Here is a 17,549-nt window from a genome sequence, read left to right on the forward strand (position 1 = left end):
ACAAAGCTGCTCTTCCCTAAAAGGAAAAGCAGCTTTATTTACATTTTCAACTCTTCTTTATAAATACTATATGACTTTATTGTTGATACGATAATGCATATTAATATGATTCCAATCCCTATAAAAATATTAAATGGATCTGGAAGCAAAGCCCCGGCATATATACAAAGTGAACCTATTACAAATACCCTCGAAGCAAATCTATGTGTTTTCCTCCAAACTACAGGATTTTCTAATGTCCAGTCCATTCGAATGCCTACTAACCCGTTTGGCTTCGTTTGTTGCATGTAATTACCTAGTACAAGAAACAATGTTCCAAGTCCAAAATTAAATGCAATTGAGCCCGATGCAATATAATTAGACGCTGCTAATAGCGCAAATAAGTTACAGCCGAATCCTATCAAAAGAATAGCATAACGGATTGCGGAAAGGACTTTAGCATGCTGTTTATACTTATCTTTCGTTACGTCAATATACCCAAGAGCTAGCCATATCAAATACAGCAACATCATGCTTCCTATTGAAACAGAACTTGCTTCTACTTTAGAAAAATATCCATCTACTACTCCTGCTGCATTATAATGGCGTGGAATTTGTTCTGGTAAATGTGGCCATACAATATACCATCCAATTACAATGCCAATAATTAAACTCCATGGTAATACGTGTCTTTTCATCCTCTCTCCCCCATAATTTTTTATTAAGCCCCTATTTCTTTTTTATAAGCAATATATGAATATCCCATTGTTAATCCTACTGCACCGGTAATAATGCCAATGATTAGGAAACCTTTCCACGCTGCCGGAGCAAAAATACTTAAAATCATAATAACTCCTAATACAACAAACACCTTCCCACTAAAACGGTGTGTCTTTCTCCATACTTCCTCGTTACTTAATGTCCACGGTGTTTTTATACCTACAAAGTAATTTGGTTTACATTGTGGTAAATAGTTTCCGATGATTATAAATAAAAGACCAACAAGAATATATGGTGTACTCTTCATTGGAATGTCATAACCTAATCCAGCTCCAATTCCAATGATACTTACTAAAAATAATAGGAATAATACGCTATAATTTATTACATTATACCCTTTAGAAAATTTCTCATAATTCTCATGCTTAGGATCTATCTTAGGCAATAAAGTCAATAAAGCATATATAAAAACCATAACTGCAACATCCAAAATCATCATGCCCATTTTTGACATACGCCCATCTACCTCACCAGACACATTCCAATGACTCGGAACCTCTCCCGGTAAATGCGGCCACGCGATGCACCATGCAATAATCGTTAAAGCTATTAATAGTAACGGAAATATATGCTTTCTCATTTCCCCTCTTCCCCCTTATTCGTAAATGTAAACACCCAAGTCAACAAATCTTGAAAGACCGTTGTGTTTAAAGAGTACACAACGAATTGCCCTTTCTTTTCATCTTGAATAAGTTCAGCATTTTTAAGTGCGTTTAAGTGGTGTGAAATACTTGGTTTTGTCATATTGAAATGTTCAGCGATCTCACCAGCGGTTAGATCACCTTCTTTTAATAAGTCTAAAATTTTTCGCCTTGTTGGATCTGCTAATGCTTTGAATGCTTGATTCAATGTCTTTCTTCCTTTCGATAATTAGACATTTAGATACTTATCTAAATGTTAAAATGATTTCAGTTGATTGTCAATTATATACGAGGCCCTTTTTACTTTTCTCACTTTTAACCTATACTGTTTACTAGCTTATCTTTCAACATAATGAAAAGACTTGAAACACATGATACACTATAGCTACAATTGTTTTTCTGAGGAGGAATATACATATGTATAAAATTTTAATCGTTGAAGACGATCCAAATATTTCATCATTACTGCAATCTCACATTCAGAAGTACGGTTATGAAGCTGTTGTTGCAGAGAATTTCGATGATATTATGGAATCGTTTAACGCTGTGAAACCACATCTTGTTTTACTTGATGTAAACTTACCGAAATTCGATGGTTTCTACTGGTGCCGTCAAATTCGTCATGAATCTACTTGTCCAATTATTTTCATTTCAGCGCGTGCTGGTGAGATGGAACAAATTATGGCAATTGAAAGCGGTGCGGATGATTACATTACAAAACCATTCCACTACGACGTTGTAATGGCAAAAATTAAAGGACAATTACGCCGTATTTACGGTGATTATGCACCAAATATTTCTGAACGTATCGTTGAAGTAGAAGGTTTAAAACTATTCCCAGAACGTCCTGAAATTCACTTCGGATCTGAACAAGTTCTTTTAACGAAAAAAGAAGCTATTTTAGCTGAAATGTTATTATCTAAATTCCCTCGTACAGCAAGCCGTGAAGATTTATTAGCTGCGCTTTGGGATGACGAAAGCTTCGTTGAAGAAAATACATTAAACGTAAACATTACGCGTCTTCGTAAAAAGTTTAATGAGCTTGGTATTGAGAACTCTATTGAAACAGTACGTGGACTTGGATATCGCTTTAACGCAACTTGGAGTGAATAAGCATGAAGCTATTTTTACGTGATCATTTTGCATTTTTCCTACTGTACGTTTTAAACTTCGGTATCATTTTCGTTCTTTATGATGCAGTAGATGGATTTCAAAACAATAAATTTTATTTCGTCGTTTTAAGTTTATATTTATTTATTTGTTTCCTCGCTTACCGTTACGTTCGCAATCGTAGAATGTACCATAGATTAAGCGAGCAACCAGAAAAAATGGAAGATGCGTTTATTGAAAGAGCAACTGCTCCGATGCCTCACGGTGTCAATGAACTCGTGCGTACGCAGTACCGCCTCTTCCAAAAAGAACTACAATCGTATGAAGTAAAACAACAAGAACATCAATTATTCATTAACCACTGGGTACATCAAATGAAGACACCTGTTTCTGTTATGCAGCTTATGGTGCTAGAAATGGAAGACGAGCATTTAATTCCAAAGTTTAAAAAAGAATTAGAGCGTCTAAACCAAGGGCTTGATATGGCTTTATACATGGCTAGGTTAAATAACTTCCATGAAGATTTCCATGTTGAGACGATTTCATTAAAAGATACGGTAACAAAAAATATTAACGGATTAAAAGAACTATTCATTCGTAATGGTGTCTTCCCTGTTTTAGAAGTCCATTCTGATTTAAAAGTTGCTTCTGATGCGAAATGGCTAAAATTTATCATCTATCAGTTAATGACAAATGCTGTTCGTTACTCTGGTGAGCGCGGAAAGAAAGTTTTCTTATCTGCTTACCGAAACGGAAAGGATATTATTTTAGAAGTTCGTGATGAAGGTGTTGGTATTCCGCAAGAAGATATTCGAAGAGTATTTGAACCATTTTACACTGGGAAAAACGGTCGCGCATTCGGAGAATCTACTGGTATGGGGCTTTATATTGTAAGTAAAATTTGTGATTATTTAGGTCACTCTGTCAAACTAGATTCTGAAGTTGGTAAAGGAACGACGATTAAAATCATCTTCCACAACGCTGCAAATAATCAAGCAGAACATACGGAGAAGGTGACCGAAGCATGATCGTAACATATGCAAGCAAAATGTATGAGAACACACTCTCATACATTTTTTGCAATACAACTACTTCTATATCTTCTAGCCGGAGGTATAATCTATGACATTTTGGCAATTTGCATTTAAAAACGTCACGCGCAACTCGAGAGCTTATTTTGCTTACTTTGTAAGTAGTTCCTTTTCCATTGCTGTGTTCTTTTCGTTTGCTGTTTACTTATTCCATCCGAAATTACAAAACTTTGACATGACCTCTGAAATTTCAGGATTAATGATATTTTCAGAAGTAGTAATTGTATTTTTCTCTTTCTTCTTTTTACTATATTCCATTGGTACTTTTTTTAAAGTTAGAAAAAAACAATTTGGTGTTTTGACCATTTTAGGAATATCAAGAAAACAATTACATCGTCTTGTTTTTATGGAGAATATGTTAATCGGGATTTTATCTATCTTTTTCGGCATGCAGTTTGGAGTTGTTTTTTCTCAATTTTTTTTATTAGTAACAGCCAAACTTACGCATGTTCCAGGAATATATTTATACGGTCCTACTAACGCGTTTATTTTAACAACCATTGTTTTCCTTAGTCTTTTTATCATTGTATCTGCATTCACACCAATGCTTATTCGTACAAAAAAAGCGGTACACCTTTTAAAAACAAATGGTGGAAAACAAAAAGAAAGAAAACCATCCATACTTGTTTCATTATTTGGTGCGATTTGTTTATTTGGTGGTTATGCGTTAGCTGGAAATCCTAAATATTTCGTATCAGTAAGCCCGCAAATCGGTGTTATATATATGGTTTCGAGTATTTTCGTTATCCCAATGCTTGTTACAATAGGAACATATTTTTTCTTTTCTCAAATTAGTTTCTTACTGATTTATATTTTAAAGAAAAGAAGAAGATTTTATATGAAACGGATTAATATGCTTTGGATTTCAGATTTAGCAAACCGTATTCGGACGAATATTAATATGCTTTTTATTGTAGCGATGCTCTCTACAATTGCTTTCACAATGATCACGTTCCTATATGGATTCGGGAAATTTATTAAGCTAGAGGTGAATAGAACTTCCCCTTTCCCAATTTCTTATTTCTCGTATGATGCGAACCCTTTTGTTACAGAGCATTTAAATTGGCTTGAGCAACAATTACAAAAAGAGCATTTCCCTTATCAAAAAATAAAAGCTGATATATATGAAACACCACTAAAAGAAGATAAAGATATAGCTATTTATAATGACGTATACGCAATTAAGCAAAGTGACTATAACAAACTTGCGAATTCTTTACGAATGAAACAACTATTTATGGATGATAACGAAGCATATGTGTTAACAGGGACATCTTATATCACCATATTCAACGAATTTGAGCAAAGCTACAATAGAGATTACATTACACTCTCTAGTACAAATACGAAATTAAGAGTTAAAGGCTATGAGCATGTAAACGCAATCCCATCTGACTTTTCATATCAAACGATAGTGTTGCCTGATGTTATCGTAAATAACTTACCTAACACCGTAAAACATATATCAGCATACAATTACAAAATTCAAAACTGGGAACAGACATATGAAATTGCTGATAATTTTATAGAAAAGGTACAAAAAGATCGAAATAAATACCAGTATGAAGGGCCTCTTATTCGTTCCTTTGAATCAGCAGGATCGTTATACAAAATAACATCAGGTAGTGCCGCGTACTTCCTAATCGGGACATTTTTAGGAGTTATTTTCTTCATTGGAGCTGGTAGCGTTCTTTACTTTAGAATGTATACGGATTTGACGAACGAACAAGAGAAATATATAACGATTTCTAAAATCGGTGTAACAGATACAGAGATGAAACGATCTGCAACCATTCAACTTAGTATTTTATTTTTCATTCCGTACATTATGGCATCCATTCATACAATGTTCGCAACAAAAATGCTACAAGATGTAATTGGTTTATCTCTGTTCAAAGAAGTTTCAGCCGTTCTTATTATTTTTGGATTCGTTGAAATCGTATTTTTCTTATTCATTCGTTCACTTTATATGCAAAAATTATCACATTACACGAGTGGACAAAATATTTAAAACAAACTTGATGAAAAGAGTATCTCTCATACTCTTTTCATCTTCACCCTATTAGGAGGTTTAGGTGAATGACATTTTGGCAGTTTGCATTTAAAAACGTCACAAGAAACGCCAGAGCTTATTTCGCCTATTTTGTAAGCAGTGCGTTCTCCATCGCAATCTTTTTCTCATTTGCAGTTTATTTATTTCATCCTAAATTGCATATGACAGACGTGAATTTTTCTCTGAACATATTAATGACAATTTCAGAAGTTGTCATTGTGTTCTTTTCATTTTTCTTTTTACTGTATTCAATCGGGACGTTTTTAAAAGTACGAAAAAAACAGTTCGGGATTTTAACAGTGCTTGGCATATCTCAAAAACAATTAAAGCGACTCATATTTATAGAAAATATGTTAATTGGTGCTCTTTCTATATTTTTTGGCATTCAACTTGGACTTGTCTTTTCACAGTTCTTTTTGTTAGTTACCGCCAAAATTACACACGTACCTGGTTTATATTTATATCCGCCTACAAGTGCTATCGTTTTAACTATCATCATCTTTCTCGGCCTCTTCATTCTCGTATCATCTTTTACACCGATGCTCATTCGCACGAGAAAAGCCGTACGTCTTTTAAAAGAAGGAAAACAACAAAAAGAAAGAAAAGCATCCGTGCTCATCTCTCTATTTGGTGCGACCTGTTTAATATGTGGATATGCGTTAGCCGCAAATCCGCTGTATTTTATGTCGCTAGGTGACATAATTGGGCTTTTATATGCCGTCTCTAGTATATTTGTCATCCCATCGCTTATTGCAGCTGGAACATACTTTTTCTTTTCACAAATTAGTTTTTTACTTATTCGTATTTTAAAAACACGAAGAAAGTTTTATATGAAACGAATTAATATGCTTTGGATTTCAGATCTAGCATCACGTATTCGGACAAACATTAACATGCTCTTTATTGTAGCGATGCTATCGACGCTCGCTTTTACAATGATTACATTCTTATATGGATTCGGGAAGTTTACAAAGTTTGATGAAATTAGACAAAACCCTTTCCCGTTTACTTATTTATCACATACTGAAAATACGTTAGCTGATGAACATTTAAACTGGTTAGAGCAGAAATTTAATGAAGAGCACTTTACTTATACAAAATTTAAAACGGATATATATGAAGTATCTTCGGCTGAAGATAACACGCAGCTCTATTATGCCATTAAACAAAGTGACTATAATGTACTTGCTAAGGCTTTAAATTGGGAAACGCTCACGGTCAATAAGAATGAATCTTATATTCTTATGAAAGACTTAGATGATCAAGTTATTGGAACGCTTCATAATAAAGACAACAAAAATACTCTTACACTTACTCAAAACAATTTACAACTACAAGTGAAAGAATATAAAAGTTATAACCCATTCCCAAATCGCTTAATATACCAATTGCTCATACTATCTGATGAAAATGTAGAAGCATTATCCAACGTTTCAAAACAAATGAGTGTATATAGCTTTAAAGTTACAGATTGGGAAAAAGCACATAATATCGGTTCATCGTTTATAACAAAAATCCATAACGATAATGCAGCAATTCAAGCAGAGCATCCACCTTTCCATGCAAGTGAAGCGAGCGATTCTCTATATAAGACAAAACTAAATGTCGCTTCGTTCTTCTTAATTGGTACTTTCCTAGGAGTTATTTTCTTTATCGGTGCTGGCAGTGTTCTTTACTTCCGGATGTATACAGATTTAACAAATGAGCAAGAAAAATATATAACGATTACGAAAATCGGCTTAACTGAGACTGAAATGAAACGTTCAGCGACAATTCAGCTTGCGATTCTTTTCTTCGTACCTTACATTATGGCATCAATCCATACGATGTTTGCGACAAAGATGCTACAAGAAATATTACATCTCTCGTTCTTCGCTGAAATTACAGTCGTACTGTTGATTTTTGGAACAGTTGAAATTTTATTTTTCCTTTTAATTCGTTCCTTTTATATGCAAAAATTATCACAACACATTAAGTTTTAAAAAGTAGAAAGGTGATTACTATGGAAGAAGTATTACACATAAAAAACGTCTCAAAAGTATATGAGGGGAAAGTCCCTCATACTGCTTTAAAAAATATAAATTTACACGTGGATAAAGGGGAATTCGTTGCCATTATGGGACCATCTGGTAGCGGAAAATCTACATTTTTAAACGTTATCTCTACAATCGATTCTCCGACTTCTGGTGATGTCGTGATTAACGGAAAAAAACCGCACACATTTCGTAGAGAGAAGTTAGCTATTTTCCGAAGACAAGAGTTAGGATTTGTTTTCCAAAACTTTAACCTACTAGATACACTAACAATCGGTGAAAATATCGTACTACCTTTAACATTAGATAATGTTCCATTAAAAGAAATGGATGAAAAGCTTGATAACATTTCAAAAAAGCTTGGAATTGATCATATTTTGGACAAGCGTATTTTTGAAGTTTCTGGGGGACAAGCACAGCGTACCGCAGTAGCACGTGCTGTTATTCATCACCCTTCTCTCTTACTAGCCGATGAACCGACAGGAAACTTAGATTCAAAAGCGGCAATTGACGTAATGGAGTTATTTACGAAATTAAATAAAGAAGAAGATGCAACGATTTTAATGGTTACGCACGATCCGTTTGCAGCAAGTTATTGTAACCGTGTTATTTTCATTAAAGATGGAGAGCTTTACAATGAACTACACCGCGGATTATATCGCGAGAAATTTTATCAAGAAATATTAGATGTTCTAGCGTTATTAGGAGGAAGACGTGGATGACATTTTGGCAATTCGCATTTAAAAATGTCTCACGTAATTCGAAAGCATATTTCGCCTACTTTGTAAGTAGTGCTTTTTCTATCATGGTTTTCTTTTCATTTACTGTATACGCGTATCATCCGCGCTTACAGAGTGTACAAAGCTTTCAAGAACGTGATCCTCTAATGAACTTAGCTAGTACAGCACAACTTGTGATCGTTATGTTCTCGTTCTTCTTTCTCTTATATTCAATTGGAACATTTTTAAATGTTCGGAAGCAGCAATTCGGGATACTCACTATTCTTGGTATCTCACAGAGACAATTAAAAAGATTGTTATTTACCGAAAACATGATAATTGGGATATTATCTATCTTTATCGGCATTCAAGGTGGACTTGTATTTTCTAACTTTTTCTTATTAGTCACTTCGAAATTAACAAGTGCGAAAGGTCTCTATTTATATTGGCCAACAGAAGCGATTATCGTTACAACCGTAACGTTTATCATTTTATTTTTAATCGTTTCTACATTTACACCAATGTTTATTCGTACTCGAAAGACAGCCCACCTCATTAAAGGGAACAAGAAAATGCCAGCTGAAAAAAGACCATCTATACTCATCTCTTTATTCGCTTTAATTTGTTTAGGGCTATGCTATTATATCGCTGGTTATCCGCGAGGCTACGTAACGGAAAAAAATGTGCAAAATGGATCTGTCTTTTTTATTATGTTATCTATTTTACCGCTCGTAATAGTCGGGACATATTTATTCTTTTCACAAACATTCCTTCTTTTCATCTATATTTTAAAGAAGCGCAGAAAGTTTTATTTGAAACAAATAAATATGTTATGGATTTCAGATTTAGTTTCTCGTACACGCAGTAATATTAATGTACTCTTTATTGTTTCTATGCTATCTGCACTTGCATTTACGATTATTATTGGATTATTCGCCGCTAATAACAATACGAAGGCATCAGTATTAGAGCGATATCCCGTTCCCTTCACGTATACATCAGAAGGTGACAATTCCCTTGAACAAAAGCATATTTCTACAATTGAAACGGAGCTTACAACTAATAATTTTCTTTACAAAAAATATAAGTTTACAGTATTAAAAGATACAGCTTCCAAAGAAGATATTATGCTTATGAAGATGAGTGATTATAACGCAATTGCTAAACAATTGAAAAGACCGGAAATAACAATCGATTCTACAGAAGTTTATATTATTTCTCGGCACTCACCAGAACTTCTCGATCTCGTATCTAATCCATTTGCAAAGCAAAATACGATTACACTCGGGTCTAATAAAAAAGAATTTCATATTAAAGGGTTTATTAATAAGGGAATCGAACCATCCTTTGCATTCCCACATTTAGCTGTCGTACAAGATTATGTATTTGATAATATGATTCCTCATATTGAAACAACTGTAATCTATAACTACTTCGTAGAAAACTGGGAAAATGCAATCGTTCCAACCAAAAATATGTTACGTGTTATTAGTGGCGATGCGCGTGAGTTCTACGAAAAGCATACAGAAGAGAACGCTCAAGTTCCTTTCTTCATACATACGGCTACGGATGAACTCATTTACGGTAAAGGAAATGCAGTTGCTCAATTCTTTATTTGGGCATTTCTCGGCTTTATTTTCTTTATCGGTGCGGCTAGTGTTCTATACTTCCGTATGTATAATGACTTAACAACTGAAAGACAAAAGTATATTACGATTACAAAGCTTGGCTTAACTGAATCAGAAATGTTTCGCTCTGCAACGATTCAATTAGGAATTTTATTTTTCGTTCCTTACATCGTTGCTGGTGTTCACACATTATTTGCGGTTAAGTTTTTACAAAGCATGTTTTCTTTCTCCTTACTAAAAGAGACATGTATCGTACTCACCTTTTTCGGGATTATCGAGATCATTTTCTTCTTCTTAATCCGTTCTCTGTACATTAATAAATTATCACAGCATATAAAAATATGAATAAAATGGCCTTGTGCGTATTGCACAAGGCCATTTTCAATAGTTTTTAATAATTAGCAGCAATATCCGCCGTAGCCACCATATCCGTAGCCGCCGTAACCGCCATAACCACAACCGCCGCCTCCGCCGAAGCAGCTAGCACCGATGATAATTAATAAAATAAACAATACGATTAGAAGCGCAAAACCGCCTCCGCAACCATGTCTGCGGTTACAATCATCATGTCTGTGTTCACACTTTTCGCTCATTACCCTATTCCTCCTTTAGTATCATTCATAACAAGTTCCTCTTGTTCTAAATGAGGGGATTCCATTTATAGTATGTTTTCAGGGCGAATAGGAAGCTTGGCTTTCTTAAAAACGGGCTTGTTTCAGAAAATGAGCCTTATCAAGATGTAGGTATAAAACATTTGACATACTAATAATTTCTTACTAATATTTAATTGAACGATCAATCAATTTTTTGATTATACATTCAAATTATATAAATCAGGAGTTGAATAGCGTGACTGATTCTTTTATTGCAGAGGCTAGGCGTGAACAAATTATTCTTGCATGTATTGATACATTAGAAGAGGTTGGATATAACAACTTGAGCTTAACGAAGGTGGCAAAAAAGGCTAAGATTAGTACCGGACTTATTTCTTATCATTTTAATGATAAGCTTTACCTTATGAACCGTACATTACAATTTTTAGTTGCCAAACAACATGAATTTATTAGTAATCGAGTACTATTAGCTCAATCTGAAATAAATAAACTAGAGGCTTTTATTGAAGCACACTTGGCTTATCAAGAAACTCATTACAAAAATAATATTGCCTTAATTGAGATTGTCTTTAATGCAAGAAATGAAGAGAACATTCCTTATTACAGAATCGAAGACGACGAAGAGGATGCTCTTAGAACGATGTTATTAGATATTTTGAAGACTGGACAACAAAATGGCGTGTTTTCTAACTCTTTTCAAACCGACACATTAGCTTCATTTATTTTAGGAGCAATCGAAGAAAGAATGTTGAAGGCAAATTCATCTATATCCATAGAAAATTACTCAGATGAGCTCATAAAAATGGTGAAAAAACTCACTATTTAAAACATGCCCTGGTTAAAAAATATATATAAGAAAGGATGAACTACACATGAAAAAGGCATCTGTCATTGGATTAGGTTTTTTAGAAAAGTTACTTGCTATAGTAAGTCCAATCCTTTTAGGCGTTATTGGATATTTTTCACCTAAATTAATAGAGATTATAAAAAAGATTCCTCTCTTTTCTGATTCAAAAATTATAGAACTTTTAAATTTTATTAATCCCTTCTGGCTTCCTATTATCCTCATGCTAATTGGTGTTATTGCAGGAATTTTATTTTCTTTAATTATTTATAGTGAAGCTTTAAAAATGAACATTACTTCGGAAAGCATTCACGTGAATAAGGACGATCAAAAGAAACAAATCACCAGATCAAATGTAAAAGCCGTTTTTGTAGATAAGCGTCAAGTGGTTATCATTGATCAAGAAGACCGAGAATGGTTACGTGAAACATCTGACATTACCCCAAGCAAAATTAAAGATACTTTCTTAATGCACGACTTCCCCTGGGTGGAACAAGATCCTTATAAACATGAGTATAGCTTATGGAAATTAGAGGATGCGCGATTTAATAAAAGCATAAATACTATTTTGTATGAAAGACGAAATGCCCTTCGAGAAGGAAACTCGAAAAAAAAGAAGCATTTACGCAAAGATTTGAATGAGCTAGGAGTCTTTGTCAAAGACGATGGAGAAAATCAGTATGTCCGTTCTATTAAATAATAGGACAATAGAAAAAAGATATAAAAAGCACCTTGCCCTGTATATTTGTAAGTAACTACGATTAAAAAATAGCAAAACCCACAGAGAAATTGAATTTCTCCTGTGGGTTTTATTAATTAAAATGGGCTTTTCTCCCTAAAGAAACATATTCAACAAAAGAGCAAAACCAAATGCAATAAATGATAACAATGTCTCGAGTACCGTCCACGTTTTAAATGTTTCCTTCACCGTCAAACCTAAATACTCTTTTACAAGCCAGAACCCTGCATCATTTACGTGAGAAAACATTAATGATCCTGCACCGGTTGCAATAACTAGCAACTCTAAATTCACACCAGACATGTGCTGAATAACTGGTGAAACAATCCCTGCTGCTGTCGTTAATGCTACTGTAGCTGAACCTGTTGCAATTCGAATTAAACCAGCTACCATGAAAGCTAATACAATTGGTGATAACGAAATATGTTCTGCCATTTGTGCAATAGCTGTTCCAACGCCGCTTTCAATTAATATTTGTTTAAATCCACCGCCTGCACCAATTATTAAAATAATAGAACCGACAGGCAATAAACTTTCATCTGTTAATTTTTTAATCATCTTTTTATTAATACCTTGTTTGATACCAAGTAAATAAAATGCTGCGAAACATGAAATAAGTAAGGCGATTACTGGACTCCCTATAAACACAAAAAATTCAGTCAATTTTTTCGGTAATGAAATATATGGTGCAACTACTGATAAAATCATCAATACAACTGGTAATAAAATAATAAAGAATGAAACTTTACGACTTGGCAAATCAGTTGATACTGTCGTAACTCGAACAAGCTCCGGTTCATTTTCAGGTATAACCCTCTTATGTACCCACTTTGCAAATATTGGGCCTGCGATAATGGCTGTTGGTAACGCGATAATTAATGAATATAAAAGTACCTTTCCTAAGTTCGCGTTATAAATACCGATTGCTGTCATCGCCCCTGGATGTGGTGGTACGAGCCCGTGAACAATAGATAATCCTGCAATGACAGGTAACGCAATTAATAATATATTTTGCTTCGTCGTTTTTCGAATTGAAATAACGAGTGGTAATAAAATGACAATCCCCACTTCAAAAAATACGGGAATCCCTATAACAAACCCTGCAAATAACATAGCCCAAGGTAATTTTTTTACACCGAAAAATCGAATAAAGAAATCTGCAACTTGCATGCCTGCCCCTGAATCGGACATCATTTTTCCTAAAATTGTTCCAAGTGCTAAAATACCAACTAAATGCCCTAGTACACTACCAACACCAGTTTCATAGGCAGCCACTATTTTCGTTACATTCAGTCCAGACATAATAGCTAAAAATAAACTCGCAACTGTTAAACTAATAAATGCATGCCATTTCCACCATGATACCCCTAAAATAACAATTGTGATCGCAAGTAACGTGACGATTAATAAGTATATATCCATCTCTCATTCCCCTTACTTTTATCCCGATTGGTGTGAGCTAATAATTAGTGGATGATGCCCTCCTCCACTAATTAAAGTTTTACTTTATAAAAAAAGAGGGAACATGGTATTATCCCCTATAGGTAGACAGTAAAAAAAGAGTCCATCTGATATGATGGACTCAATACTGTTTTATCTGGAGGGGATTTTTTTATGGCAAGAAAAGGACAATCATTTCAAAAATATACAGAAGAACTAAAGCGAGAAGCAGTTCGTCTTCGATTAGAAGAGAGAAAATCATTGCGAGAAATTCGTGAACAACTCGGTGTGAAGAGCGATGCCCAGATTATTGAGTGGGTAAAACGTGCGCAACAAGGGGAGTCCTTTGATGATCAACGTGGTGTCTGGAATCGAAAGAATTTTAATAGTCTAGAAGAAGAAAATGCTTATTTGAAGGCACAGGTTGAGTATTTAAAAAAGCGCAATCCAAATCTACACGGGAAGGAATGGTCCTAAAGAAAGAACGATTTTCTCTTATCGATTCATTACGCCAAGCCTATCCACTCCGATGGTTGCTTCAAATCGCGGAAGTTTCTAAGGCTGGCTACTATAAATGGCGGAAATATCATAACGTGCAGCGTTTACGTCAGAAAAGGGATATGTGGCATAAAGAACATATTTTATCTATTCATCGTCAGCACCCTTACTATGGGTATAAACGTATGACTCGTGCTTTGGCTCGAGAAGGAATGGTAATGAATCATAAACGTGTTCGTCGTCTTATGAGAGAGCTGGGTATTCAATCTATCATTCGAAAAAAACGTCCGTTTTATGGAAGAAAAACATCTGTGGTATTTAAAAATCATTTGAATCGAGAGTTTCAAGCTGAAAAGCAAAATCAAAAATTCGTAACAGATATTACTTATGTACGAATCGGAGAACAATTTGCCTATTTGTCGGCTGTGTTAGATTTATACAACAATGAAATTGTTGCCTGGAAGCTATCTTCAAGAAATGATTTAGATTTGGTTTTAACTACATTACGTCAATTAGAAGGGAAGTCATTAACTACTAAGCCCCTTTTCCATTCAGATCAAGGGTTTCAATATACATCTAAATCCTACGCAAAACAGTTAGAGAAATTAGGATTTGTCGGTAGTCATTCTAGACGTGGAAACTGTTTTGATAATGCGTGTATCGAATCATTCTTCTCACATTTAAAAACAGAGAAGTTGTATTTAGTGTGCCCAAAAACATATGAAATGGCCTACCGAGCAATTCAAGAATATATTCAATTTTATAATACAGAAAGATTCCAAGAAAAACTTCACGGCCTTTCCCCGATAGAATATCGGGAAAAGGCCGTGGCATAATACTCTTTTTATTTCTGTCTACTTGACAGGGAGATGACCAACATCCCCTCTTTTTTATACGTCATAATTCACTACATAATACTGCATTTCTGTATTGTAGTAGCCTTCGCTATATTCAATTACTTCGCCAACTTCATCATAAGAATAGCGCATACGTTTTAATAACGCTGTCCCCTCTTTTTCACCTAGCGCTTCTGCAACGAAACTAGGCGCGAGTCCAACAGCGAATTCATCTCTGAAGTTTTCTAAGTGAATGCCTCGGTCTTCAACTAAATCATAAAGCGATTGCAAGTCAAAGTCCGATAAATCTGTACTTGCCATTCCTGCTGAGAAATAGTGCGTATAATGAATGTAAGGTGCATCATTTAACGTATATAAACGTTCAATACGAAAACTCTCCTTGCCGAATAATCGAAATGGCACCGTTCCTTCTTCATTATGAACGATTTCTGCTTTTAGCAATTTCTTTTGTACTTTATATCCTTCTTCCACTAACACTTCTGTAAATTTCTTACCTTTTGACAACTTTGTCGCAGAAGTATTACGGATAACTTTCGTTCCTTTACCGCTTTTCTTTTCTAAATATCCTTCTTGAGCGAGTTCTTTAATTGCATTACGCACTGTAATTTTGCTCACTTTGAACTCTTCTTCTAACTGCGGTTCAGAAGGAATATTCGTATGAATCGCATATACACCATGCAATATTCGATCACGAATAATATTTTTTATTTGTAAATATAATGGTCCTTTTTTCCTCGTTACGTTCACCGTTACACCCACTACCTTTCTACATCACCTACTGATGCCGTCATTGCCCGAAGTATATCCTTCTCTGATGACATGGGCGTATCACCGACGATTGTATGTGCAAGCATTCCAGCTGCTGACGCAAATGAAACAGCTTTCTCTGGTGCAAACTCTTCTATCTCGCCATGAATAATCCCGCTCGTATAAGCATCTCCAGCACCTATTCTATCATATACAGAAAACGCAAGTGTTTTTGCAAAAGTGAACGCACCATCTTTACATATAAACCCGCGTAGCGAGTGTGTATTATCACTATTAATAGAGCGATGTGTACCAGCGATTGTAGCGATATGATATGTTTCAGCAACCTTTGGAATAAGATCAACAAGTTGCGCCTCTCGCTCTGTCTCTTCTGTTTTCATTCCAAGAACGAACATTGCATCTTTTTCGTTCATCATAACGATATCAGCAAGTCCCAGCATTTCTTCATAATGCGGTTTTGCCTGTTCATATCCGTCTTCTCCCCAAAGTGATGGACGATAATTACAATCAAAAACGACGGTTCCTCCGTTTTCTTTAACTGCTCTCGCTAAAGACTTCATATGATGGCGCACCGTATCATTCATCGCAAGTGTAATACCGCAAAAATGAACGATATCAATTTCCTTAGCAATTTCTTCAAATTGGTACATCTCTTCAGACGCCGTATTGAAGCTACTTTCTAGTCGATTCGAATACGTAACGCGGCTTGCACGTGCACCGAATCCATTTTCTAAAAAATACATACCTACATATTTACCGCCTCTTGAAACAAGAGAAGTTTGAATCCCTAACTTTTGAATGTAAGATACAGCTGCCTCTCCAACCGAATTTTCCGGTAAAGTTGAAATAAGAAGCCCTTCATGCCCTAAGTGAGAAAGTGCCGCTGCAACGTTCACACCTGTACCTGAAAATGAGTAATTTAACGTGTTAGCTTGCGACAACAATTCATATCCAGGTACTTGCATGCGCATCATTACTTCGCCAAACGCTGCAATTTTCTTACGCATATTGATCAACTAGCTTCTTCACGACTGCTAATAATTCACGAACATCTTCTACTTTCGTGTTACCAGTTTCTTTATCAATAATAGAAGAGTACACGTGCGGGATAACTTGCTCTACGTTTGCTTCAAGCGCAATACGTACAATTGTTTCGAAGTTTTCTTTATCAATTCCGCCTGTTGGCTCTAATGCAAATCCTTCTTCTGCACAAGCCTTCGCAACTGCGCGATATTCTTCCTCATGAGCTAAACCTTTCATTGGGAAGTATTTCAATGAATTTCCGCCCATATCACGTACAAGTGCAATTGCTGTTTTAATTGGAACGATTGCTTTTTCTTCTCCAGCTGCGCTAATTGGACCAGTAGAAATATTTACGTAACCCACTTTTCCTGTTGGGGATACTAAACTATTAATCCAGCTATCTTTTTCGCCAAGATTTGCACGTGTCGCTCCAACTGAAGGGAACACTTGGTTAATATGGCTGCCAGGATAATGCTTCGCAATTTCAGCTACAACTGCCGCTTGGCGATTATCTCCTGCTCCTAGTCCGATTGATACAGCGTCATCAATTTCTTTTCCGTATGCTTTCATTGCTGTAACGGCTTCTTCTACTGTTGGGTAGTCTTTTGATAATACCCCCACTACTACATACCCTTCTGCTGCTTCAAAAATATCTTTCGCATTTCGGGTATTGTTCGCTAATACATTTAATGCTACGCGGCCTTTATAAAAACGTTTTTGAATATTTGTCAT

The 17,549-nt window shown here is 35.2% G+C and carries 17 protein-coding genes; 9 read left to right on the top strand and 8 right to left on the bottom strand.

Annotation, left to right across the window (positions count from 1 at the left end; translation table 11 throughout):
• Nucleotides 1-38 precede the first annotated feature (38 nt).
• The 3 genes from ACXKY9_RS23630 to ACXKY9_RS23640 are packed head-to-tail and all read right to left on the bottom strand — an operon-like array spanning nt 39 to nt 1,608.
• Nucleotides 39-677, bottom strand: a complete 639-nt coding sequence (locus ACXKY9_RS23630) for an SdpI family protein (RefSeq protein WP_000820678.1) — start codon at nt 675-677, stop codon at nt 39-41.
• A 23-nt stretch (nt 678-700) separates the two neighbouring features.
• Nucleotides 701-1,339 carry an SdpI family protein gene (locus tag ACXKY9_RS23635; RefSeq protein WP_001225508.1) on the bottom strand — a complete coding sequence of 213 codons (639 nt, stop codon included), beginning with the start codon at nt 1,337-1,339 and terminating at the stop codon, nt 701-703.
• Nucleotides 1,336-1,608: an autorepressor SdpR family transcription factor gene (locus ACXKY9_RS23640; protein WP_001070526.1), complete on the bottom strand. Its 273-nt coding sequence runs from the start codon at nt 1,606-1,608 to the stop codon at nt 1,336-1,338. The genes ACXKY9_RS23635 and ACXKY9_RS23640 overlap by 4 nt, the downstream gene beginning before the upstream one ends.
• Nucleotides 1,609-1,817: 209 nt before the next feature.
• Between ACXKY9_RS23640 and ACXKY9_RS23645 the strand changes: the two genes are divergently transcribed.
• The 6 genes from ACXKY9_RS23645 (at nt 1,818) to ACXKY9_RS23670 (ending at nt 10,379) form a co-directional block, all read left to right on the top strand.
• Nucleotides 1,818-2,513 (top strand): response regulator transcription factor, encoded by a 696-nt coding sequence (locus tag ACXKY9_RS23645; protein ID WP_000276738.1) that lies wholly within the window; start codon nt 1,818-1,820, stop codon nt 2,511-2,513.
• Nucleotides 2,514-2,515: 2 nt separating this feature from the next.
• On the top strand, nt 2,516-3,538 hold the full coding sequence (locus ACXKY9_RS23650) for a sensor histidine kinase (RefSeq protein ID WP_000765341.1): 1,023 nt from the start codon (nt 2,516-2,518) through the stop codon (nt 3,536-3,538).
• Between the two features lie 94 nt (nt 3,539-3,632).
• A complete protein-coding gene (locus ACXKY9_RS23655; RefSeq protein WP_000145049.1) occupies nt 3,633-5,612 on the top strand; it encodes an ABC transporter permease in 1,980 nt (659 codons plus the stop codon).
• 68 nt (nt 5,613-5,680) lie between these two features.
• Nucleotides 5,681-7,636 (top strand): ABC transporter permease, encoded by a 1,956-nt coding sequence (locus ACXKY9_RS23660; RefSeq protein WP_000144974.1) that lies wholly within the window; start codon nt 5,681-5,683, stop codon nt 7,634-7,636.
• Nucleotides 7,637-7,656: 20 nt separating this feature from the next.
• A complete protein-coding gene (locus ACXKY9_RS23665) occupies nt 7,657-8,409 on the top strand; it encodes an ABC transporter ATP-binding protein (RefSeq protein ID WP_000393250.1) in 753 nt (250 codons plus the stop codon).
• Nucleotides 8,406-10,379, top strand: a complete 1,974-nt coding sequence (locus tag ACXKY9_RS23670) for an FtsX-like permease family protein (protein ID WP_000144954.1) — start codon at nt 8,406-8,408, stop codon at nt 10,377-10,379. Before ACXKY9_RS23665 ends, ACXKY9_RS23670 begins: the two co-directional genes overlap by 4 nt.
• A 53-nt stretch (nt 10,380-10,432) precedes the next feature.
• Here the strand turns inward: ACXKY9_RS23670 and ACXKY9_RS23675 are convergent, their stop codons facing one another.
• On the bottom strand, nt 10,433-10,627 hold the full coding sequence (locus ACXKY9_RS23675) for a YjcZ family sporulation protein (RefSeq protein ID WP_001290395.1): 195 nt from the start codon (nt 10,625-10,627) through the stop codon (nt 10,433-10,435).
• A 256-nt stretch (nt 10,628-10,883) separates the two neighbouring features.
• Here ACXKY9_RS23675 and ACXKY9_RS23680 point away from each other — a divergent pair, with 256 nt between their 5' ends.
• Both ACXKY9_RS23680 and ACXKY9_RS23685 read left to right on the top strand, forming a co-directional pair.
• Complete coding sequence (locus ACXKY9_RS23680) at nt 10,884-11,474, top strand: TetR/AcrR family transcriptional regulator (RefSeq protein ID WP_000132246.1); 591 nt, start codon at nt 10,884-10,886, stop codon at nt 11,472-11,474.
• A 46-nt stretch (nt 11,475-11,520) separates the two neighbouring features.
• A complete protein-coding gene (locus ACXKY9_RS23685) occupies nt 11,521-12,192 on the top strand; it encodes a YqeB family protein (protein ID WP_000710356.1) in 672 nt (223 codons plus the stop codon).
• A 135-nt stretch (nt 12,193-12,327) separates the two neighbouring features.
• Here the strand turns inward: ACXKY9_RS23685 and gntP are convergent, their stop codons facing one another.
• Entirely contained in the window at nt 12,328-13,653 is a 1,326-nt protein-coding gene (gene gntP / locus ACXKY9_RS23690) for a gluconate permease GntP (protein WP_000356199.1), read from the bottom strand.
• A 192-nt stretch (nt 13,654-13,845) separates the two neighbouring features.
• Here gntP and ACXKY9_RS23695 point away from each other — a divergent pair.
• A protein-coding gene (locus ACXKY9_RS23695; RefSeq protein WP_087874946.1) for an IS3-like element ISBth8 family transposase occupies nt 13,846-15,005 on the top strand; the annotation gives its coding sequence in 2 pieces (ribosomal slippage) (nt 13,846-14,104 and nt 14,104-15,005; 1,161 coding nt in all).
• Between the two features lie 54 nt (nt 15,006-15,059).
• On the opposite strand, the gene ACXKY9_RS23700 is transcribed toward ACXKY9_RS23695, so the two are convergent.
• From ACXKY9_RS23700 to dagF, 3 genes are read right to left on the bottom strand one after another with little or no spacing between them, the layout of a single operon-like run.
• Nucleotides 15,060-15,785 carry a GntR family transcriptional regulator gene (locus tag ACXKY9_RS23700; RefSeq protein WP_000539262.1) on the bottom strand — a complete coding sequence of 242 codons (726 nt, stop codon included), beginning with the start codon at nt 15,783-15,785 and terminating at the stop codon, nt 15,060-15,062.
• Complete coding sequence (locus ACXKY9_RS23705) at nt 15,785-16,801, bottom strand: sugar kinase (RefSeq protein WP_001227523.1); 1,017 nt, start codon at nt 16,799-16,801, stop codon at nt 15,785-15,787. The genes ACXKY9_RS23700 and ACXKY9_RS23705 overlap by 1 nt, the downstream gene beginning before the upstream one ends.
• Nucleotides 16,794-17,549: a 2-dehydro-3-deoxy-phosphogluconate aldolase gene (dagF, locus tag ACXKY9_RS23710; protein WP_000181937.1), complete on the bottom strand. Its 756-nt coding sequence runs from the start codon at nt 17,547-17,549 to the stop codon at nt 16,794-16,796. The genes ACXKY9_RS23705 and dagF overlap by 8 nt, the downstream gene beginning before the upstream one ends.

The organism is Bacillus sp. 2175, assembly GCF_057812155.1.